Origin of the sequence: Plantibacter sp. MMLR14_011, from assembly GCF_001865025.1 — a bacterium.
GTDB lineage: Bacteria > Actinomycetota > Actinomycetes > Actinomycetales > Microbacteriaceae > Plantibacter > Plantibacter flavus_A.
This window is the reverse complement of the sequence record NZ_MJGW01000061.1, coordinates 16,493-37,869: the sequence shown is the minus strand read 5'-3', so window position 1 is coordinate 37,869 and position 21,377 is coordinate 16,493. Positions and strand designations below refer to the sequence as shown.

At 71.2% G+C, this 21,377-nt stretch carries 20 protein-coding genes; 5 read left to right on the top strand and 15 right to left on the bottom strand.

Features of this window, described 5'->3' with window-relative positions; genetic code table 11:
- The first annotated feature begins 1 nt into the window (after position 1).
- Genes BIU99_RS16135 through BIU99_RS16125 form a run of 3 tightly spaced genes read left to right on the top strand, consistent with a single transcriptional unit; the run spans position 2 to position 2,917 of the window.
- A complete protein-coding gene (locus tag BIU99_RS16135; RefSeq protein WP_083397427.1) occupies positions 2-1,072 on the top strand; it encodes an iron chelate uptake ABC transporter family permease subunit in 1,071 nt (356 codons plus the stop codon).
- Positions 1,069-2,112 carry an iron chelate uptake ABC transporter family permease subunit gene (locus BIU99_RS16130; RefSeq protein WP_071262213.1) on the top strand — a complete coding sequence of 348 codons (1,044 nt, stop codon included), beginning with the start codon at positions 1,069-1,071 and terminating at the stop codon, positions 2,110-2,112. The genes BIU99_RS16135 and BIU99_RS16130 overlap by 4 nt, the downstream gene beginning before the upstream one ends.
- Position 2,113: 1 nt before the next feature.
- Positions 2,114-2,917 (top strand): ABC transporter ATP-binding protein, encoded by an 804-nt coding sequence (locus BIU99_RS16125; protein WP_071262212.1) that lies wholly within the window; start codon positions 2,114-2,116, stop codon positions 2,915-2,917.
- A gap of 148 nt (positions 2,918-3,065) precedes the next feature.
- On the opposite strand, the gene BIU99_RS16120 is transcribed toward BIU99_RS16125, so the two are convergent.
- Complete coding sequence (locus tag BIU99_RS16120; protein WP_071262211.1) at positions 3,066-3,665, bottom strand: hypothetical protein; 600 nt, start codon at positions 3,663-3,665, stop codon at positions 3,066-3,068.
- Positions 3,666-3,904: 239 nt separating this feature from the next.
- A complete protein-coding gene (locus tag BIU99_RS16115) occupies positions 3,905-4,471 on the bottom strand; it encodes a hypothetical protein (protein WP_139205482.1) in 567 nt (188 codons plus the stop codon).
- Between the two features lie 291 nt (positions 4,472-4,762).
- On the opposite strand from BIU99_RS16115, the gene BIU99_RS16110 reads away from it, so the two are divergent.
- Positions 4,763-5,764: an ABC transporter substrate-binding protein gene (locus BIU99_RS16110; protein ID WP_197977379.1), complete on the top strand. Its 1,002-nt coding sequence runs from the start codon at positions 4,763-4,765 to the stop codon at positions 5,762-5,764.
- 112 nt (positions 5,765-5,876) lie between these two features.
- Here the strand turns inward: BIU99_RS16110 and BIU99_RS16105 are convergent, their stop codons facing one another.
- On the bottom strand, positions 5,877-7,619 hold the full coding sequence (locus BIU99_RS16105; protein ID WP_071262208.1) for a hypothetical protein: 1,743 nt from the start codon (positions 7,617-7,619) through the stop codon (positions 5,877-5,879).
- Positions 7,616-8,284, bottom strand: a complete 669-nt coding sequence (locus BIU99_RS16100) for an ABC transporter ATP-binding protein (protein WP_071262207.1) — start codon at positions 8,282-8,284, stop codon at positions 7,616-7,618. Before BIU99_RS16100 ends, BIU99_RS16105 begins: the two co-directional genes overlap by 4 nt.
- Before the next feature lie 106 nt (positions 8,285-8,390).
- Here BIU99_RS16100 and BIU99_RS16095 point away from each other — a divergent pair, with 106 nt between their 5' ends.
- On the top strand, positions 8,391-10,649 hold the full coding sequence (locus BIU99_RS16095) for a beta-glucosidase (RefSeq protein ID WP_071262267.1): 2,259 nt from the start codon (positions 8,391-8,393) through the stop codon (positions 10,647-10,649).
- Between the two features lie 10 nt (positions 10,650-10,659).
- Here BIU99_RS16095 and BIU99_RS16090 read toward each other — a convergent pair whose 3' ends face one another.
- The 11 genes from BIU99_RS16090 to BIU99_RS16040 form a co-directional block, all read right to left on the bottom strand.
- Positions 10,660-12,123, bottom strand: a complete 1,464-nt coding sequence (locus BIU99_RS16090; protein ID WP_071262206.1) for a glycosyltransferase — start codon at positions 12,121-12,123, stop codon at positions 10,660-10,662.
- Between the two features lie 9 nt (positions 12,124-12,132).
- Positions 12,133-13,338, bottom strand: a complete 1,206-nt coding sequence (locus BIU99_RS16085) for a glycosyltransferase (protein WP_071262266.1) — start codon at positions 13,336-13,338, stop codon at positions 12,133-12,135.
- A 52-nt stretch (positions 13,339-13,390) separates the two neighbouring features.
- Positions 13,391-13,960, bottom strand: coding sequence for a DUF2017 family protein (locus tag BIU99_RS16080; RefSeq protein ID WP_071262205.1), 570 nt, complete (start codon positions 13,958-13,960; stop codon positions 13,391-13,393).
- The gene (gene clpS, locus BIU99_RS16075) at positions 13,957-14,241 is read right to left on the bottom strand and encodes an ATP-dependent Clp protease adapter ClpS (RefSeq protein WP_071262204.1); all 285 of its coding nucleotides are present in this window, start codon (positions 14,239-14,241) and stop codon (positions 13,957-13,959) included. Before clpS ends, BIU99_RS16080 begins: the two co-directional genes overlap by 4 nt.
- Before the next feature lie 52 nt (positions 14,242-14,293).
- Positions 14,294-16,078 (bottom strand): cell wall metabolism sensor histidine kinase WalK, encoded by a 1,785-nt coding sequence (locus BIU99_RS16070; protein ID WP_083397426.1) that lies wholly within the window; start codon positions 16,076-16,078, stop codon positions 14,294-14,296.
- Positions 16,079-16,183: 105 nt separating this feature from the next.
- Positions 16,184-17,101 carry a DUF817 domain-containing protein gene (locus BIU99_RS16065; RefSeq protein ID WP_083397425.1) on the bottom strand — a complete coding sequence of 306 codons (918 nt, stop codon included), beginning with the start codon at positions 17,099-17,101 and terminating at the stop codon, positions 16,184-16,186.
- A gap of 193 nt (positions 17,102-17,294) precedes the next feature.
- Positions 17,295-18,494: a methyltransferase gene (locus BIU99_RS16060; RefSeq protein WP_071262202.1), complete on the bottom strand. Its 1,200-nt coding sequence runs from the start codon at positions 18,492-18,494 to the stop codon at positions 17,295-17,297.
- A 39-nt stretch (positions 18,495-18,533) separates the two neighbouring features.
- On the bottom strand, positions 18,534-19,175 hold the full coding sequence (locus BIU99_RS16055; RefSeq protein ID WP_064297157.1) for a hypothetical protein: 642 nt from the start codon (positions 19,173-19,175) through the stop codon (positions 18,534-18,536).
- 81 nt (positions 19,176-19,256) lie between these two features.
- A complete protein-coding gene (locus BIU99_RS16050) occupies positions 19,257-19,673 on the bottom strand; it encodes a heat shock protein transcriptional repressor HspR (protein WP_064297156.1) in 417 nt (138 codons plus the stop codon).
- A gap of 30 nt (positions 19,674-19,703) precedes the next feature.
- On the bottom strand, positions 19,704-20,699 hold the full coding sequence (locus BIU99_RS16045; protein ID WP_071262201.1) for a DnaJ C-terminal domain-containing protein: 996 nt from the start codon (positions 20,697-20,699) through the stop codon (positions 19,704-19,706).
- Positions 20,700-20,701: 2 nt separating this feature from the next.
- Entirely contained in the window at positions 20,702-21,376 is a 675-nt protein-coding gene (locus BIU99_RS16040) for a nucleotide exchange factor GrpE (protein ID WP_064297154.1), read from the bottom strand.
- Position 21,377: the final 1 nt, after the last annotated feature.

Below are 21,377 nucleotides of genomic sequence, written 5' to 3'. Positions count from 1 at the left end.
GGTGAGCGCCGACCTCGACAGCCTGCGGCTCCCGACCGCGGCCGCCCGCGCACGAGAGGCGTCGACCGGCATCGCCCGATCGACCGCCTCACGCTGGCTCCTCCTCGTCGCAGCGCTCGTCGTGCTCGCCGCCATCGCCGCGGGCAGCCTCTTCATCGGCTCGGGGACGATCAGTGCCGCAGAGGTCTGGCGCGCCCTCACGCAGGGCGGCGACGACACCAACGCGATCCTCGTCACCGGGTTCCGGGTGCCGCGCATGCTCCTGGCCATCGGCGTCGGTGCGGCGCTCGGCCTCGCCGGAGCGATGATGCAGGCCGTCACGCGGAACCCGCTCGCCGACCCCGGCATCCTCGGCGTCAACGCCGGCGCGTACTTCGCGGTCGTGCTCGCCGTCGCCATCGCCGGCACCGCCGACCTGAGCTCGTACGTGTGGTGGTCCTTCGCCGGCGCCGGCCTCGCCTCCGTCATCGTGTACGTGATCGGCTCCCGGGGCCGCGCCGGCGCGACCCCGGTCCGCCTCGTGCTCGCCGGCGTCGCGCTCTCCGCGGCGCTGCAGGGGGTGACCTTCGCCATCACGATCCGCAACCCCGACATCTTCGACAAGATCCGCTTCTGGCAGGCTGGATCGCTGCAGAACCGCCAGATGGACGTGTTCCTCGGGGTGTTGCCGTTCCTCATCGTCGGGGTCGTCCTCGCCCTCGTCGTCTCCCGGTCGCTCAACGCCGTCGCCCTCGGAGACGACCTCGCGACCTCCCTCGGCACGAAGGTGCTCCGGACGCGGGTGCTCTCGGTGGTCGCGATCACCCTGTTGTGCGGTTCGGCCACCGCGGCGGCCGGACCGATCGCCTTCCTCGGACTCATGTCGCCCTACCTCGCCCGCGCCATCGTCGGACCGGACCAGCGCTGGGTGCTCCCGTTCACGATGGTGTTCGCGCCGATCATCTTCCTGCTGTCCGACCTCGTCGGGCGGGTCGCCGTCCCCGGCGAGATGCCGGTGGGGATCGTCACGGCGTTCGTGGGTGCCCCGCTCCTCATCGTGCTCATCCGCCGTTCGAAGGCGCAGGGGCTGTGACCGCGGTCGCCGAACCGGGCCGGCGCACCGTGCGGGTCGGTCGGGTCAGTTGGGTGGTCCACCGGCGCGAGCTGGTCGTCGTCGGCGCCCTGGTCGCCGTCGTCGTCGGGGTCGGCGCCTTCGCGCTCACCCAGGGCGAGTACCGCATCCCGCTCGACAAGCTGCTCGCCGCGTTCACCGGCACGGGCTCGGAGAGCGTTCTCCGCATCGTCTTGGAGTGGCGCCTGCCGCGGGTCGTGATCGCCGTCGTCGGCGGGATCGCGCTCGGGCTCTCCGGTGCGATCTTCCAGTCGATCACCCGGAACCCGCTCGGCAGTCCCGACATCATCGGCTTCAACTCCGGCGCGTTCACCGGCGCGCTCATCGTCACGCTCGTCGTCGGCGGGAACTATGCGGCGACGGTGTCCGGTGCGTTGATCGGCGGGCTCGCGACGGCCCTCGTCGTCTATCTCCTCGCGTGGTCTCGGGGCGTCCAGGGCTTCCGGCTCATCGTGATCGGCATCGCGATCAGTGCCGTCCTCAACGCGTTCAACGACTACCTGCAACTGCGGGCGGACCTCAACGCCGCCATCGCGGCCGCGAGCTGGGGCATGGGTTCGCTCGCCGACCTCGGGTGGCAGGACGTCGTGCCCATGACGATCGCGGTCGCGGTCCTCGTCCCCCTCCTCGCGCTCCTGTCCCGCCGACTCGGCATGCTGGAGTTCGGCGACGACATCGCGAGCGCCCTCGGCATCCCGGTCGAGCGCACGCGGCTGCTGCTGCTCGTGATCGGCGTCGCGCTCACCGCGACCGTCACCGCGGTCGCCGGCCCGATCATCTTCGTCGCCCTCGCCGCACCCCAACTCGCCCGGCGACTGACGAAGTCCGCCGGCATCACCCTCGTCCCCTCGGCCGCCATGGGCGCGGCGTTGCTCCTCGTGAGTGACGTCGTGGCTCAGCGGATCATCGCCCCGGCCGCCCTGCCGGTCGGTGCGGTGACCGTGACCCTCGGCGGCATCTACCTCATCGCCCTGCTCATCACGCAGGCGGGAAAGCGCTGACATGAAGACCGACAGCCCCACCACCAGACTCGCCGGGACAGGCCTCCGCGTCGGCTACGACCAGCGGACCATCATCCACGAGCTGGACATCGCGATCCCCGACGACTCGTTCACGGTCATCGTCGGGCCGAACGCCTGTGGCAAATCGACGCTCCTGCGTGCCCTCGCCCGGCTGCTGAAGCCGACCCAGGGGCAGGTCGTGCTCGACGGTCAGGAGATCACGCGCTACCCGTCGAAGGATGTCGCGAAGCGCATCGGGCTGCTGCCGCAGTCGTCGATCGCGCCCGACGGCATCTCGGTGATCGATCTCGTGTCGCGCGGACGGTACCCTCACCAGTCGATCCTCCGACGCTGGTCGGCGGCCGATGAAGCGGCGGTGCTCGCGGCGATGGAGGCGACGAACGTCACCGAGCTGTCCGGTCGCCTCGTCGACGAACTGTCCGGCGGCCAGCGCCAGCGGGTGTGGGTGGCGATGGCCCTTGCTCAGGAGACGCCGTTGCTGCTGCTCGACGAGCCGACGACCTTCCTCGACATCACGCATCAGGTGGAGCTGCTCGACCTCTTCACGCGGCTCAACCAGGAGGGTGGTCGCACCCTCGTCGCGGTCCTGCACGATCTCAACCAGGCCGCCCGGTACGCGACGCACCTGATCGCGATGCGGGACGGACACGTGGTCGCGCAGGGTGCGCCGGCGGACATCGTGACGGCCGAGCTCGTCGAGGAGGTCTTCGGGCTCCGCTGCCGGATCATCAACGACCCCGAGTCGCACACGCCGCTCGTCATCCCGCTGATGGGCGCGCACTGACTCGTGGTGCTGGGAGGCGTCAGCGCGGTGCGCTGGCGCGAGCGCGGGTTTGTTGGCGTGGGCGCGCCCCGGTGACGTGAGCGCGGGTCTCCGGAGGGGTGCGCTCACGCCGGTGGGGCGCGCTCACCGTGGTGGGCGGGTGCCGGTGTCAGCAGCCGATGGCGGGTGTGCCGGGTCGGCACGGCTTGTCGACGCCGACGGTCGAGTTGCGGACGATCTGGACCGTGTGGGGTTCTTCGGTCGGGATCGGCAGGGTTCCGATGACGGGGAGCCAGCCACTCTCACCGATGCGGTACTCGGCGGCGTACTCGACCTCGACGGTGATGGTCTTGGTCCCGACCGTCGTGTAGCGGTGACTCGTCGGGGTCTTGGAGAACTCCGCGAGCCCGAGGGCGGCCCAGCTGGATCCGCCGGTCCGGGTGGTGGTCGTGTCGCCGTCGCCGTAGTCGAGGGTGAATCCGACGGGGATGAAGTGCACCTCCGCGACCTGGCCGAGGAGGGTGCCGGTTCGGGTGTGTCCGGAGGCGCCGGCGATGACGTTGGTGTGGAGCCCGCGGACACCCCAAGCGGCGGGTTCGGTGGTGACGGTCGGTGCGGCGGGGGCGAAGCTGGCGACGTCGCGGATCGTGACCGGGGCCGCGGGTGCTGCTCCGAGGTCGGTGCCGAGGTCGCCGGGAGTGAAGGTGTAACACTCGTCCGGCCGCATGAGGCTGCAGACCGTCCGCTCACCGTTGGGACCGTCGGTCACCCCAGGTGGCAACTCGGCCGAACCGCCACCACCACTGCTGTCTCCGCCCGTCCCGCCACCGGAACCACCGCCGGTGCCAGGGCGTTCGACGCTGCCACCGATGTCGACCGAACCGTTACCAGCGCATCCCCAGATCGCATCCGCGGACCCGCAACTCGCGGCCCTCGCAGGTCCAGGAGCGGCCAGTGTGATCGTCGCTCCCGCGACGAGAGCCATGGCGAGCGTTGCGATTGCCGTCTTCACGCGCATGATGAAGCACCTTCTTCCGCATCCTTCGACGTGATGAGGAAGCGGCCGGAGCTTGCCGGGTCAACGCCGAGGGATATCTCGAATCCGATGGCGGGCAGGCGGTCGGATTGCGGTTGGGGTTGACCGTTCGCATCCAAGATCTCGACGGATCCGATGATCTCGCATGCGAACGCTCGAGCGACGACTCCGACTGAGTCGGGCGAGTTGTAGAACTCGCGGACCTGGACACCGGACAGAGTTATATCTCCTCGACTGCTGTAGCCGCCATCGCGCATTCGGGAGTAGGCCTCGTATTCGATCGCCGCAACGTCGGCGGACGCGATCACATCGATGCGCTCCGGATTGACGCCCCCCTCATGGAGGATGGTGTTCGAGATGTCGAGGAACTGCTGGTAGACCTCTGTCACCACCGCGAGAGCCTCCTCCTCGTTCTCGAAGACCGGAGGCGTGCTCGTCGGTGACAGGGCTGGCGCTGGTCCGGTGCAGGCCGCAAGGCCCAGGAGTCCTGACACGAAGGCCAGCGTGGAAACGGTTCGAGGTAGTGGGGTCATTGGCATCCCTCGACGCTAAGTGCGCCCAGACTCCAGCCCAGGGTTATCCACAGAGCAGATATGCCTACACGGACATATGTCGCACAAACTGGTCCGCGTGCCAGCGCGGTGCGCTGATGTGAGCGCACCCCAGGGGACGTGACCGCGGGTCTCCGGAGGGGCGCGCTCGCGTCAGTGACCCGCGCTCACGCCAGCGCACCGCGCTGGCCCAAGCACAAGCGTTACCGGGACGTGACTTGGGAAGCTTAGGCTTACCTCATACCCCACGTCTTCAACGGAAAGCAGAACATGCGCCGCATGCCCCGCACCCTCACCGCCGTCGCCGCCCTCGCGGTCGCCGGCCTCGCCCTCGCCGGCTGCACCGCCGGGTCCTCCACCGACGACGCCTCCACCGGCACGCTCGGCACCGTCGACACCATGTTCGGCGAGGTGACCGTCCCGGAACCCGCCGGCGACCTCACCGTCGTCGCCCTCGGCTGGTCCGACGCGGAGATGGCGCTCTCCCTCGGCGTGGTGCCCGTCGGTGTGTACGACTGGCAGTCCTTCGGCGCCGACAACAAGGCCGTCGGCCCGTGGGCCACCGACCTCTTCGGCGACGTGACCCCCGAGATCATCGAGGACAGCGGTGACACCGTCAACTACGAGCAGATCCAGGCGCTCGAACCCGATCTCATCCTCAACACCCGTTCCGCCGGTGACGAGAAGCAGTACGAGCGGCTCTCGGAGATCGCCCCGACCGTCTTCGCCCCCAAGGGGACCGCCGCGTTCGCGACCCCGTGGGACGTCCAGCTCGAGCAGGTCGCCGCCGCGCTCGGGAAGACCCAGGAGGGCGACGCGCTCGTCTCGGCCACGAAGCAGTCGATCAACGAGGCCGCCGACCTCCACCAGGAGTTCGCCGGGCTCACCACCGTCGCCGCGACGAAGTTCGGCGACGCCTACGGCGCCTACCTCGAGGGTGACGGTCGCTTCGACATCCTCGCCGACCTCGGCTTCCAGCAGAACCCGGCCGTCCTCGATCTCGAGGCCTCTGGCTTCTACGCGGCGGTCTCCGCCGAACAGGTGTCCGCGTTCGACGCCGACGTCGCCGTCCTCCTCCCGATCGGGTTCAGCGCAGCGGACACCACCGCCGACCCGCTCCTCGCGAGCCTCCCCGTCGTGCAGGACGGTCGCGCGATCGTCCTCGACCCCGCCGACGAGCTCACGCAGGCCTACAGCGCGGCGTCCGTGCTCAGCATCCCCGTCGTCCTCGAGCAGCTCGTCCCGAAGCTCGCCGAGGCCGCCGCCAAGGTCGCGAAGTAGAGCCCAGCCCACCAGCACCACAGCAGGAGATCCGCGCGAGAGCCGGACGGAATCGCGTCTTCCGTCCGGCTCTCGCGCTGTTGTCCTGTTCTCGCGCTGCACGCGCCGTCGCTCAGGCCGGCCGGGACAACTTCCGCAGCCGCGCGAACCCCAGCGTCGCGACGATCACGAGCACCGCGACGAGCAGGACGACGGCCGCACCCGGTGCCACTGGCGCCAGCGCCGTCAACCCACCGCCGATGAGGAGCGCCAGCAGGATGGCGTCCGACTGCCAGAGCAGGACGTTCAGCGAGGATGCGTCGCCGAACGGCGTCGGGACGGGCATGAGCAGCAGGATCGGCAGTGGTCCCTTCGCGGCGTCGAACGTGCGGAGCACGACGATCCACACCGCGAGCAGCAGCCACCACCCGAGCGGCTGGAGGAGGGTCATCCCGCCCGGTGCCGCGGAGGCGAGCACCCCGAGCAGGGCACCGACCCCACCGATCACGACCGCGGCCAGCAGCGGGGCGACGGCTCCGGCGAAGACGAGCGACCGCGGGCTCCGGCCGTAGAGCGTCGGCGTCCCGGCGCTCTCGACCCCGTGTCGCACGGCATCGCACCAGACACCCACCGCGAGGTAGGCGAGGAACGCCGCGGGGACGGCGAGCATCCACCGCACACCGTCCGGGAGCCCGAAGGAGAGGCCGACCGCCGCACCGGACACCGCCAGGATGAGGGAACCGACGGCGACCCGCCCGGGTGTCCGCCGAGCTCCGACGATCGACCGCCGGAGGACGACGAGCCAGAACGGCCCGGTCATCCGCAGCGGGACACGGCGACCGCTCGTCGGGGAGACTCGCAGCCCGCCGACGGCACCCGAGGCGTCGCCGCTCTGCAGCATCATCCCGACCCGCTGCCAGCGCAGCGCCTGGTCGAGGAGGGGGCCGCTGCGCAGCCCGTCCAGTGCCCTCGGGACGAGCAGGAGGGAGACAGCCCCGAGCACGACGAGCGCCACCGCCGGCCACCAGGACACCGGCACCCCCACCGACGCGAACCAGCCACCGCCGCCACCCCAGGTGAAGAGCCCCGCCCAGTCCCCCGTCGCGAGTGCGCCACCGAGCACCATGCTCTCGACGCCGCCCGCGACCGGCGACCAGAGGAGGCCCAGCCAACCCCACGGGGAGACGAGCAGCATGCCGGGGACGAGGAGACCGAGCACTCCGCCCGCACCGGCGACGATGACGACGGCGGCGACCGTCCGTCGCGAACCGTGCTGACCGAGCAGCCACGCCACCGCGAGGAGCAGCGAGAAGCCCACGGCACCGATCACGAACGCCACCACGGCGGCGGGCACGGTCGGTCCGGTCATACCGATCACCGAGGCCGTGTCGGCGGCCACTCCGGCCGAGACGGTCGCCCGCTCCCCGGGCACCAGGAGTCGCGACAAGCCGACCACCCCGGCCACGAGGACCGAGAGCCCTGAGAGCGCGAGCGCTGAGGCGACGAAAGGACGACGCAGCGTGAGCCGACGCGGCAATGGCGAATCGGCGAGGAACTGCACCGCCGCAGGCCTCGGCACGACCGCTCCCCTCGTCCGACCGCCGAGCACGACGACGATCGTCGCGATCGCCGAGAGCAGCGCGACCGCCCCGGGCCGGACGGCCGCCACGACGCCCGCGGCGTCCGGCTCGATCAGTCCGAGGACTGCGAACCGCACGAGCGGAGCGCCCACGATGAGCGCGACGAGCAGCGCGGCGTAGACGACGAACGCGACATCGGTGAGCCGCGGACGCCCGTCGCGCGCGGCGAGCACCGCCCGACCGGCGCGGAGGATCCGACGGTCGTCGCGCGTGATGCGCCCGGAGCCGGTGCTCACGGGGCTTCGACCGTGATCGCCTCGTCCGCGACCCGTTCGACGAGCCCGGCGTCGTGGCTCGCGAAGACGATCGCCGCCCCGCGCTCCTTCGCGAGCAGGATGCGGTCGGCGACGAGGCCACGCCGCTCGGCGTCGAGGCGCTGCTCAGGTTCGTCGAGCACGAGGACGTCGAAGGGCCGGACGAGCGCCGTCGCCAGGGCGAACAGCTGCGACTGCCCCGAGGACAGCTCGGTGGCGAAGCGGCGCGCGAGCGTGTCGATGTGCAACGCCGCGAGCAGCTCGTCGGCGGCGGCGTCCGCCGCCTGCCCGGTCACACCCCACGTCGTCGAGATGTAGCGCAGGTGTTCGCGCAGCGTCAGGTCCGGCGCGTAGGCCGGGGTGCCGATGAGGGCTGAGACGGAGCGACGCACCGTGCGGTCGCGGTCGTCGATGGTCCGGCCGCCGATCGTCGCCGTCCCGCTCGACGGGCGCAGCCGTCCGCTGAGGATCCGCAACAGGGTCGTCTTGCCCGATCCGTTCCGCCCCCGGACGGCGAGCGCCATCCCCGGCTCGACCCGGATGTCCGTGGGCGCCAGCAGGGTCTCCCCGTCGATCACCGCTCCGACGCCGTCCGCCTCGATCAGCGGCTGCAGCGCGGCAACCGACTCCCCCTCGTGTCCCGACATCGTCCCATCCTCGCAGGCGCCCGCCGAGGTGTCCTCCGCCGCGCGACTGATCGTGCGGTCGGCTGTCGGGGCTCGGCATGCCGGTCGAGGGTGCAGAATGCAGAGCATGGGAATCGTCACCGGGCGCCGGAACGCGCGTCCGCCGAAGCAGCGCCGCGCAGGCGGACCACCCGAGGGCGACGCCTACGACGAGGTCGTGCGGGAGATCCGCGCCGGACGCCTCGACGCCGACGCAGGCGCCGAACGACTGATCGAGCGGCTGACCGACGCGGAACTCCTGGGGCTGCTCGACGGCGACTCCCCGCGCCGACTCCTCCCGCTGATCCCCGTGCTGCTCCACCGGCGTCCGTTCGTGGCCGGAGCCGTCCCGCGGCTCGGAATCCCGGGGATCCGGTTCAGTGACGGCGCCCGCGGTGTCGTCATCGGCGAGTCCACCGCGTTCCCCGTGACGATGGCGCGGGCGGCCACCTGGGACCCGGTGCTCGAGGAGCAGGTGGGTGAGGCGATCGGTGCGGAGACGCGGATCCGCGGGGCGAACTACTCGGCGTCCGTCTGCGTCAACCTCCTCCGCCATCCCGCGTGGGGCCGCGCCCAGGAGTGCTACGGCGAGGATCCGGTGCTGACCGGCCGGATGGGGTCGGCCATGACCCGCGGCGTCCGCGTCCACACGATGGCGTGCGTGAAGCACTTCGCGCTCAACTCCATGGAGGACGAGCGGTTCGAGGTCGACGTCTCGGTGGACGACCACGCGTTGCACGAGGTGTACCTGCCGCACTTCAAAGCCGTGATCGACGCCGGCGCGGACTCGGTCATGAGCGCCTACAACCGGGTGCGGGGCGAGTACATGGACGTCAACCGTCCGCTGCTCACCGAGGTGCTGCGGGAGGAGTGGGGCTTCACGGGCTTCGTGACGAGCGACTGGGTCTTCGGGACGCACGACGCCGTCGGCAGCTTGGAGGCCGGGATGGACGTGGAGATGCCCCTCCGCCTGCGACGGGCGCACGAGCTGCCCGCCGCTCTGCGGTCCGGCACCCTCGAGCACGCCACCGTCCTGCGCTCGGCCAGGCGCATCCTGCGGACGACCCTCCTGCACGCCGCGACCCGCACCGAACCGCAGCCCTCGGCGGACGTCGTCGCCGGCTCGGCCCACCGCGCGCTCGCCCGACACGTCGCCGAGGAGTCGATCGTGCTCCTCGCCAACCGCCCGGTCGACGACGGCGCACCGCTCCTCCCCCTGTCTGCGACGACCCGTCGGATCGCGGTGGTCGGTCGTCTCGCGGACCGGGCGAACCTCGGCGACCACGGCTCGTCGCGCGTCCGTCCGCCGACCACCGTCTCGCCGCTGCAGGGGCTCCGTGAGGCACTCCCCGACACGCAGATCACGAGCACCCCGGCCGGGAACATGCGGGCCGCGGTCACTGCGGCGGCGGCCGCCGACACGGCCGTCGTCGTCGTCGGCTTCGACCAGCACGACGAGGGCGAGTCGGTCGTCACCGGCGGCGTCGACGTCGGTGTCCTCGGAGCGGCCCTGGACTCGGGTCGACTCCGCAGCGCCATCACGGGCGTCGCGCACCTGGCGTCGCGGTTCGTGCGCGGCGGCGACCGCACCTCGCTCCGCCTCCGACCCTCGGACGAACGCCTCATCCTGGCCGTCGCCGCAGCCAACCCGCGCACGGTCGTCGTGCTCATCGGCGGGAGCGCGATCCTCACCGAGGCCTGGCGCGACCGCGTCCCGGCCCTCGTCCTCGCCTGGTACGGCGGGATGGAGGGCGGTCGAGCGCTCGCCGACGTCCTGACCGGTGTGGTCGAGCCCGGCGGGCGACTGCCCTTCGTGATCCCGACCGATCCGGCACACCTGCCGCCGTTCGACCGCGAGGCGAAGGCCGTCGTGTACGACGACCGCTGGGGCCAGCGACGCTTGGACGAGGAGGGCCACACGCCGGCCTTCCCGTTCGGCTTCGGCCTCGGATACACGACGATCGACCACCGCCTGCTCGGGCACCGGTTCGAGGACACCGGCGGGACCGCCGAGGTCCTCGTGACGAACACCGGTCACCGCGAGGGGTCGACCGTCGTCCAGCTCTACGCCGCCGACACCGCACTCGATCGACCGGTCGCCCAGCTCCTCGGGTTCCGGAAGGTGACCCTGCAGGCGGGCGAGGAACGCGTCGTCCGGGTCGTCCTCGATCCGACACCGACGCTCGAACGCGACCCGGTCACCCGCCGCTGGTCGGCCCGCGCCGGCGACTGGGCCCTGCAGGCCGCCCAGCACAGCCCGTCGACCTGGGCGGCGGCGGTCCCGCTGCGGGCCGGCGACAGCGACCTCGACGACGACCCCGCCCGACTGCCGGACTCCGTCGGCTGACCCGATCCGATCAGCTCGGGCCGGCCGGTTCGAGGTCGGCGAGGCCGTCGACCCGCACGGCGAGCTCGTCGTCACGTCCGAGGACGGCGCGGAGCAGACGCTGCGTGTCACGCCGGACGGAGAGCACGGCGTCGTCGCGTCGCAGCACGAGGGTGCCGTCCGGCCCGGTGTAGCGCTGCTGCAGGTCGTCCAGCTCACCGGCCCGGAGCAACGCCACCGTGCTGGACGCCGCCGGGTCGACGAGGCGCACGAGGGCCGACTCACCCTCGAGCTCGCTCGCGACGACCCGCCGCGCGCTCGCGTCGAAGATCGTCTTCTGCGCCGCCCGGGTCACGACGAACGGTCGCGCCGGTCCGTCGAGCAGCCGGTCGACGACGTCGCGAGCCGCGTCGGGGCGACCGACCCGTCGGGCTGCGGCCTGCATCCGCTCCAGTCGCCCCGGCTCGCCGAGGATCCCGTCGATCTTCCACCCGATCGTCGTCGCGGTGTTGCACCGGACGGCGGCGCCCTGCTCCATGAGGTAGTCGCCGTTGCGGACCTCCTGCCCGGGGATCGGGTTCACGAGCACCATCGGCAGACCGGCGGCCATGCACTCCGACGCCGACAGTCCTCCGGGCTTGCCGATGAACAGGTCGGCTCGGCGCAGGAGCTGCGGCATCTCGTCGGTGAAGCCGAGCACGGTGTAGCGGTCGTCGCCGGGCGCGATGAGGTCCTCGACGCTCCGCCGCAGCGCCTCGTTCCGCCCGCACACGATCGTGGCGGTGAACGGCGACCGGAGGTGCAGTGTCTGTCGGACGACCGCGAGCGCGTAGTCACCGCCGGACGCTCCGGCCGAGATGAGCAACATGGGCGGTGCCGCCGGGTCGCGCTCGGCCGGGCCGCTCGGCTGGGCGGCGATGGGGATCCCCGAAGCCACGACCCGGTCGGGCGGAAGACCGAGGGCCGTCAGCTGGACCCGTCCCTCCTCCCGGGCGAGGAAGAGCGCGTGGAAGGCGCTCGTCAGCCACAGGCCCTGGAAGTCGTAGTCCGTGGTGACGACCGCGGTCCTGGCGTCGACGGCGCCTCGCAGGATGAGGGAGGCCAGCAACTGGGCCGGGAGGAAGTGGGTGCAGATGATCGCCGTGGGCCGGAAGCGTTTGATCGCGCTCACCACCGGCATCGCGTTCGCCCGCGTCCAGGGGTCGAGCGGACCGCGACGACGGAACGGTGCGTCGCTGAGGTCGTAGCCCCACTCCACGAGCCAGGGCGTCTCCTCGACGAGCACGAAATACCCCTTGCCGAGGACGTCGCGGTACAGGGAGGTACTCGCCTGCAGGACGTCCAGGACCTCGACCTCGGTGACGTCGGGACGCCCGGCGCACGCCTGTTCCAGGGCGGCGGCGGCACTGTTGTGTCCGGACCCGACCCCGGCCGAGAGGATCAGGACGCGTTCCACGCCGTCCGGCCCGGGCTGCTGCTTCGATGTCCTGCGCATGAGCCGATGCTAGCGCGCGGCCTCCGGCGCCAGGGCTGCCTCGTACAGGGCGATGAGGCGGGTGGTCTGCGTCGACTGGCGCAGGGTGCGGGCGAGGCCGGGTACGACGACGGGCGCGGTACCCGCCTCGATGTCGGCGACGGCGCGGCGGATCGCTTCGGCGAGCGCCTCGACCCCACCGTCCGTCGGCTGCCACATCGAGTCGGCGGGGAGCTCCGCCGCGATGTTCGGGTCGCTGATGATCGACGGTGTGCCGAGTGCGGCCGCCTCGAACACGGTCATGCCCTGCGTCTCGAACCCGATCGACGTCTGCACCAGCGCATCGGCGTCGGCGATGGCGCGCAGCGAGTCGGGGTAGGAGACACGTCCGGCGAAGACGACGTGGTCGGCGAGGTCGTGTTCGGCGACGAACGCCTGGGCCTTCGCGAGCAGGAGTCCGGCCCCGTAGAGGCGGAACACCGCGTCGACGTCCGCGAGCCGGACCGCCTCGAGGAACTCCATGAGCCGCTTCTCCTGGCTGAAGCGGCCGATCCACACGAACGACGGCAGCCGGTGCGGCACGTGGAGCGTGGTCGCGCGTTCGTCGAGGATCTCGTCGAGCACCGCGTCGTCGACGCCCGTCGACAGGACCTCGGCGTGGGCGGTCACGCCCTGCTCGCGGAGGACGCGTGCGAAGTGGTGCGACGGCGCGATGACGACGGCAGCACGCTTGGCGAACTCCTGCAGGTAGGACCAGACGCCCGTGGGCAGGGTCGAGAGCCGCGGCCGGAGGACTCTGCGCTGCCACCAGGACAAGGCTCCGACGACGAGGCCCGGCGCCGGCATGGTCTGCTCGATGCCGACGTCCATGCGGTTGTGCATGGTGTGGAGCGCCGGGATCCCGTGCCGTTCGGCGTAGCGGTAGGCCGTGAGCGCCTGCCAGAAGTCGGCCTGCACGTGCACGACGTCGACCGGGGGCAGCTCGGCCAGGCGTGCGTCGAGCCAGCGGTCGGTGAGCCGGCCGGGCACGGTCATCGAGTACTCGCGGTCGAGCGTGATGGGGATCGAGGGGGTGTCGAGGTAGTGCGGGTCGTCGTCGTGCGCCTGGTGCATCCGCGGTGAGCACACCGTGACGGTGTGCCCCGCGGCCTCCAGGAAGCGCCGCTGCAGCCGGATCGAGACCTGGGCCCCGCCGGACGACTCGGGGTGCTGGTCGCTGAAGACGAGGATGTGCATGGTCACCAAGGCTACCCGTGGCGCCAGGGTCCGAGGTGTCCGGCGATGCGACTCAGGCTTCGTCGAGGACGGCGACGATCGACTCCTGCAGGTACCCGAGCCAGGCGTAGATCGCCATCATGAGCTGCGGATCCTGCTCGTCGTCCGACGTCGTCGGAGCCGGGTCGAACGGCTCCGCGTCGTCCTCCTCGATGCCGAGTCGAGCCGCGATGGTGAGCCGGGTGTCGTTGAGGAACCGCAGCCAGGTCCAGGCCGTCTCACCCTCGAGGGTCACGGCTGCACCGTCCTCGTGCCCCGCCGGGACCTCGGTCGGCTGAGCCGCATCGGACGCGTCGGTGGTGAGCGCCGCCAGGACGGTCCGCGCCGCGGTCACCTTGCCGCCGACGAGGTCGTCGGCGGTGAAGCGTCGGAACTCCGCGGCGGCCTCGGGATCGTCGCGGTACCCCTCCGGCACCAGTCGCGCCATGGCGGGGTCGAGCTCCACGGCGGTCGCCAGCCCGGCGCGCGTCGCGTCTTCGAGCATGTCGACGAGCTGGCTCGCCAGTTGCTCGAGGATCGAGGTCTCCTGCTCGTCGAGGCGGAGCACGACGGGTCCGACGGGCGGACGGACGAAGGCGCTCATGCGTCGGCCTTCGCGAGCGAGGCCCAGAGCCCGTACCCGTGCATGGCCTCGACGTGGCGCTCCATCTCCTCGCGGTTGCCGGTCGCGACGACCGCGCGGCCCTCGTGGTGCACGGCGAGCATGAGTCGCTCCGCCTCCTCCTGCGTGTAACCGAAGTAGCTGCGGAAGACGAGCGAGACGTAGGACATGAGGTTCACCGGGTCGTTCCACACGATGGTGACCCACGGCTGCATGGTGAGGGTCGCCTCGTCGACGATCGGCTGGTCGAGGATCTGCGCCATCCTCCAAGCCTCCCACGATGTGTACCGAAGCGCCTCCCTGCCTGGGTCCGACTCAGGAAGCGGACGGTGCGCCGGCGCGCGGCTGGCGGAGCGGCAGGGTCACGGTGAAGGTGGAGCCGCGGCCCGGACGGCTGGACACGGTGATCCAGCCATGATGCGCCTCGGTGATGGACTTCACGATCGACAGCCCGAGGCCGACGCCTGGCCGCGCGTCGTCGCGGACCTCCCTGGCCCGGAAGAAGCGATCGAAGAGCTGCCGCTGGTCGTCCGGCGAGATGCCGATGCCGGTGTCCGCGACGTTGACGGTGCAGGTCTCGCCGTCCACCGCGACGGTCACCGCGACCCGTCCACCCCGCGGGGTGTACTTCACCGCGTTCGACAGCAGGTTGTCGAGGACCTGGCGGAGCCGGCCGCCGTCGCCCTCCAGTTCCACGTGGGGAGGGATCTCGGCCCGAACGGCGACACCGGCCTCCGACGCCTGCGGCAGGATCGCGGCCGCGCTCGCCCGAGCGATTTCGGCGACGTCGGTGAGGGCGATGCGCACCCGCATCTCGGCGTCCCCCGCCGCGAGCAGGTCGCCGATGATCGCGTACAGCTGCTCCGCGTTGCGCTGGATCGTCGAGACCTCGCGCTCCAGTCCGAGCTGCCGGAGGTCATGTCCCTCGGTGAGGAGGTCGAGGTAGCCGATGATCGACGTCAACGGGGTGCGGAGCTCGTGCGAGACGTCGATGAGGAACGCTTCGCGCAGCGCCAACGCATTGGCGAGGTCGGTGACGTCGTGCCCGACCGTGATGGTGCCGACGAAGGTGCCGTCGTCGGTGTGCACCTGTCTCGCGTTGCCGATGATGGCGCGCTGGTCTCCCGGCTCGCCGATCCAATACAGTTCGCCGCGGAAGCTCTCCCCGCGCAGCGCCCGGTTGATGACCTGCTTCTCGGGCGACACCCGAGTCTTCCGGTCCGGTCCGTACACGTGGACACCGGCGCGGGTCTTCCGGTCGAACCCGGCCAATTCGGCTTGCTCGTACGTGGCCTCGTTGCGGAGCGCCGCCGTGCCGTCGGGCCGGAAGAAGGCGACGGCGGCGTCGACCGACTCCGAGACCGTCGTCGCGATGGCCGCTGCCTCCGTCGCCGCGGCGAGGGCGATGCGCGCCCGTCCCTCATGGGCGCGGAGCTGACGCGCGGCCAGATGCACGGTGACGGTCATGATGAGGACGAGGGCCGGCAGGATGCAGATCGCACCCCACCCGCCAGGCGTCGTCGGCCATGCACCGGCGCGCGCCACCGGGATGAGGGAGACGAAGATCGCTCCGAAGACCGGGACGGGCAGGGCCGAGACCCCGAACCCACCCGCGAGCCAGAGCACCGGGATCACGATGAGGAGACCCGACGTCGGCAGGTTCGGCAGGGTGTCGCGGAAGAAGCCGACGGCGAGGATGTCGATGGTCGGCACCAGCACGAGCAGGCCACGGAGCGCGCCGGACGGTGGCACGGCGAAGAGCAGGGACGTGGCTGCGGCCGTCAGGGAGAGCCCGATGAGGAAGTCGGGCTCCAGCAGGGTCCACGTCGAGGTCAGGCCGATGTACAGCCCGAGCATCAGGATCGAGGCGATGAACGCGAACTGCGCTCCGGCGAAGAGGTGGTTCGTCCGCGGGAGGGGTGCGGCGGCCGCCGCCGGGACGGAGATGCCGACGGCCGGCGACGCGGGTCGTGGAGCGGCGGCAGGTCGAGCCGGGGCGGGCCGGGCCGGGCCGGCTTGAACGTGACCCGCCTGCATGGGGGCTGGCCGGGCGCCGCCACGATCACGGAATCGTGGATCCTGGGGCTGACGCTGGGCCATGGCTGCTCTCCGGAAGGGGACGAGCGATCACCGGGCTCGGGCCGCTCACTCCCGAACCCTACCCGGTGTGCGGACCGCGCTCCGAAACCGTTGACAGCAGGCGGCTCAGGTCGGCACGTGATCGGGCCGCTTGGGCGGGTACACCCAGGTGACCATCACCACCGAGATCATCATGAGGAGGAACCACGACACCAGCTTGGTGAGCGGGACGAGCTGCCAGCCGTCCTCCTGATTCGGGTACAGCCAGGCGCCCGTGATCGTCCCGATGTTCTCCGCGATCCAGATGAAGCAGGCCACGAGCAGGAACGCCAGCAGCACGGGCATGCGGTGCGTCCGACGGAACACGCGGAAGTGCATCATCGTCCGTGCGAACACGAGGAGGACGGCAGCGAGCAGCACCCATCGCAGATCGACGACGTAGTGCTGGCTGAAGAAGTTGACGTAGATGCCGGCGGCGATGATCGTCGTGAGCCACACCCGTGGATAGCGGTCGAACCGCAAGTCGAAGAGCCGGTACACGCGGACCAGGTACGACCCGACGGCCGCGTACATGAACCCGGTGTACAACGGCACGGAGCCGAGGTGCAGGACCCCGCCGCCGTCGTACTCCCACGACCCGATCCCGGTCTTGAACAGCTCCATACCCGTCCCGACGATGTGGAACAGGACGATCACCCAGAGTTCGCGACCGGTCTCCAGCCTCGTGGCGATCATGACCACCTGGATGACGATCGCAGCGATGACGAGCGCGTCGTTCCGGGCGAGCCAGGCGTCGTCGGGGTACCAGAGGCGGGCGGCGACGATCACGGCGAGCATCGCTGCGCCGAAGATGCACGCCCACGCCTGTTTCGCCCCGAAGACGAGGAACTCGACGGCTTTCGCCCGCGCACCACCGTCGGGGGCGTCGCGCAAGAGCCGGTTGGCCCGGTCGTCGATCCAGCGCTCGACCGCGGTCAGTTCGTGCTGGTCCGCCCGGCGTGCGTCGCGACCCGCTCCGTCTGCGGGGGTGGGCGGCTCGGACATCGGGCCAGCATACGGGCACATTCGGCGCCGCACCTGGGACGTCGGGACCACCCCGACGCGGGCTGCGACGTCGCGCATCGAGCGCCTCTGGAACGCCGCCTGACGCACATGACTCCTGCAACGCCCATCCGGACTGTCGACGATACCGGCGATTGAGCGGCCGGTGCTCGTCGAGCGGTCCAAGCAGCAGGAGTTACGGACGCGGCCCGCCGGCGGCCCGGGGGCGCGAGATCGTCACCGTGAACTTCTGGTTGCGTGCGAGCTGCGTCGTCGGGCCGACGAGCCGCTCGAGCGCCGCCCGGTAGCCGAGGTGCGAGTTCCACACGACGGCGAGGGTGCCACCCGGCTGCAGGACACGCCCGGCCTCGGCGAACAGGTCGTGCGCGACGCCCGTGTGCACGGTGGTGCCGCTGTGGAAGGGCGGGTTCAGGACGATGAGGTCGGCTGACGCGTCCGGCTGCATCGACAGGCCGTCGTCGCGGAGCACCGTGATGCGCTCGGCCAGTCGGCGGTCGGCGTCGTCGTTGGCGGCGATGGTCGCGGTGGTCGACGCGACCGCTGCAGCGGACTGGTCGGTCGCGATGACCGCGAGCTCGGGTCGGGCGATGGCGAGCGACACCGCGAGGACGCCGGTGCCGCAGCCGAGGTCGATGGCCGTCCGGGCGTCGGGCGCGATCTCCGGCAGCGCCTCGAGCAGGAAGCGGGTGCCGATGTCGAGCTTCGTGCCGGCGAACGCCGCGCCGGCGGCGGCGATGGTCAGGCCGATGTCGGCATGGTGCTCGGTGCGCAGCGCGGTCGAGGCCGTGGTGTCGGCCTCGTCACGCTCTCCCTCGACGGCGGCGGTCACCGGGTCGCTGGCGCGGAGCACCCGGGACTTCTGCCGGGCGAGGCTCGCGGTGACGGTCGAGAAGCTCCGACCGAGGACCTCGTTCATCGCGGGCGTCAGGTGCTTCAACCGGCCACCGGCCAGGAGACGGACGTCCGCAGCGCTCCAGCGGGCCACGGCGGCGGCGATCTCGTGCAGTGCCTCGAGGTGCTTCGGGAGTTGCACGAGGACGAGTGATGCGCCCGTGAACAGCTCCTCGCCGAGCGGCAGGTTACGGAAGCCGCCGTCGACGCCGAGCCGTTCGGCGTTGGCCGCGAGGGCACGCTCTCCGACGGCGGCGTCCTGGTGGACCCGGACGTCCGTCGCCCCCAGGAGTGCGATGGCGCCGAGGGTGAGCGCCCCGTAGGTGTCGCCGACGACGACGATCTCGCCGGGCGTCGGCACCCGCCCGGCCAGGGCCTCGGCCGCTTCGTCGAGCAGGAGCCGATCGGTCGCGTCGACGGCGAAGAGGTTGGGTGCCTCGTGATCGGGGAACCGGCGCAGCGCGTCGAAGGAGAACTCGGGCATCCCCTCAGCGTAACCGGCCACGCGATACGAGGAACGGCGTCACCGTCTGCGGACGCGTCGAGCCGGCTTCTCCGCCTTCACGGCTCGGAGGACGGCCGGGAAGACGAGGACACCGAGCCCGGCGGAGACGAGGAGGTTGACGACCGTGGCGATGGCGACGCCTTGTCCGAAGGCTCGCACGGTCTCGAGGCCACTGGCGTCCTCGGCGCGGACGGACGCGATCGCACCGAACACGATCACGAGGCTGATGACCGCGAAGATGAGCTGCAGTGGGACGGTGGCCCACATGCCCCAGTGCGTGACGGCTCCTGCGCGACGCACGCCGTGACGCCGCAGGATCCGCAGGCTGAGGGCGATGCCACCGAGGAAGGCGACGACCCCGAGCGCGACGTACCCCCACACCCAGGCACCGAACGGCGGTGTCAGGAAGAGCAGGATGAACCCGAACACGCGCGAGAAGCCGTCGACCCATTCGGCTTCGCCTGCACCGAGCAGGACGCCGACGAGGATCGGGGCGCCGATCACGACGAGCGTCAGCAGCGGAAGAACGCCGGCGACGACACCGAAGTACATGAGCGGGTAGGCGGTCAGTCCGGTCAGCCGGGCGCCGCGCCGCCTCCGGGCCGTCGCGGGCGCGGTCTGCGCCGGGTCCGGCTTCGTCACCACGGGCTGCGCGCTCATGCCCCAACCCTACGCGCACCCGAAAGCGCGCTCGTGGTCGTCATCCGCGCGGGATGAGGACCACGAGTGCGCTTTCGTCGGCTACTCGGAGAGCGACGGCCGCCAGACGACGACCTCGGTCCGGCGGCGGGTGCGGGTACCGCTCCGCATCGGGACGACGCTCCCCTCCATGCCTGCGGCGAACACCCGGTTGCCCGGGGTCCGCAGCAGGGCGTTGGCGAGCGCGTGCTCGAGCTCCCGCACCCGACCCTGGAGCGAGCTGACCTCGTTCTCCAGGGTCAGGATGCGGGAGATGCCCTCGAGGCTGACGCCTTCGGCACTGAGCCTGGACACCTCACGGAGCTGGGCGATGTCGCGCATCGAGTACCTGCGCGACTTCCCGGCGGTCCGCGTCGGCGACACGAGACCGAGCCGGTCGTACTGCCGGAGGGTCTGCGGGTGCATGCCGGCGAGCTCGGCAGCCATCGCGATCGCGAAGACCGGCGAATGCTCGTCCATGCTCTCTGCCCTTCCGTGTGCTGCTGGTTACTAGCCCCGAGCCCGAGCGATGAGTTCGTCGCGGGGGTTGTCCTTCGGCTCCAGCTCGTGGAACCGTTCGAGTGCTTCCTTGGCCTCGCCGCCGAGGTGCGCCGGGACGACGATCTGCACGACGGCCAGGAGGTCGCCGGTGCCCTTCGTCGTCGCGACACCGCGGCCCTTGACGCGGAGGACGCGACCGCTCGGCGTACCGGGGGCGACCCGCAGCTTGACGGGGTCGCCGCCGAGCGTCGGAACCTCGATCGTGGCGCCGAGCGCGGCCTCCACGAAGGTGACCGGCACGGTGACGCGGAGGTTCAGGCCGTCACGTTCGAACACGGGATGCTTGCGGACACTCACGGTGACCACGATATCGCCGGGTTCGCCGCCGTCCGGACTCGGCTGCCCCTTGCCGCGCAGGCGGATCTTCTGTCCATCCGACACGCCCGCCGGGATCTTCACCTTGATGGTGCGTCCCTCGGAGGTCTGCAGGGAGATGGTGTCGCCCTGCGTGGCCGTGATGAAGTCGATCGTCGTGTGCGCGGTGATGTCGCGGCCGGGCGTGGGTCCGCCGTAGCCGCGGAAGCCACCGGTGGTCTGGCCGAAGCCACCCTGGCCGAACATGCCGCCGAGGATGTCCTCGTACCCCTGCGGGGCCTGCTGGTAGCTGTAGCTCTGGCGACCACCGCCACCACCACCGAACATCGACCCGAAGACGTCCTCGAAGCCGCCCTGGCCGCCGCCGGCACCCGGAGCGGTGAAGCGTGCTCCACCGCCCATGGCGCGGACGGCGTCGTACTCCTTGCGCTGCTCGGGATCGCCGAGGACCGAGTGGGCCTCGCTGATCTCCTTGAACTTCGCCTCGGCCTTCGCATCACCCGGGTTGGAGTCCGGGTGATACTGCCGGGCCAGCTTCCGGTAGACCTTCTTCAGCTCCGCGGGCGTCACGTCCTTCTTGACGCCGAGGACCTTGTAGAAGTCCTTGTCGAACCAGTCCTGACTCGCCATGGCTAGCTCGCCGGGACCGCGACGACCACCTTCGCGGCGCGCAGCAGGGTGGAGCCCAGGTGGTACCCGGTCTCCACGACGTCGAGGACGGTCTCGCCCTCGGCGCCCGGCGTGGGCTGCTGGAAGATGGCCTCGTGCACGTTGGGGTCGAAGGTCTCGCCGACCGCTCCGAACGGCTTCAGCCCGAGCTTCTCGGCAGCGCCGCGGAGCTTGGCCGCGATCTGCGTGAAGGGGGCGTCACCCTCGAGGTCGCCGTGCTTCTCAGCGCGGTCGAGGTCGTCGAGCACCGGGAGCAGGACCTTGGCGACCTCGCCGGTGGTGCGCTCGCGCTCCACCTCACGGCCGGCCTCGGTGCGCTTCCGGTAGTTCGCGTACTCGGCCGTGACGCGCTGCAGGTCGCCGAGGCGTTCTGCAGCGAGCTGCTCGGCCGGGGAGAGGTCGCCGCCCTGAACGGGCTCCTCGGGAGCCGCGTTGAGGATGTCCTCGACGGTCAGCTCGTCGTCGGCGGCCGGTGCGTCGGCGTCGGCGGATTCGGCAGGTGCGCCCGAGGGGGCCGACGCGTCGGCGTCAACCCCCTCGGTGCCAGGCTGACGAACCTCGCCGGTCTCCGGGTCGATCCGTCGCTTGTCACGAATGATGGGATCGTCCTGGTTCTGGTTCTGGTTCTCGTCAGTCATG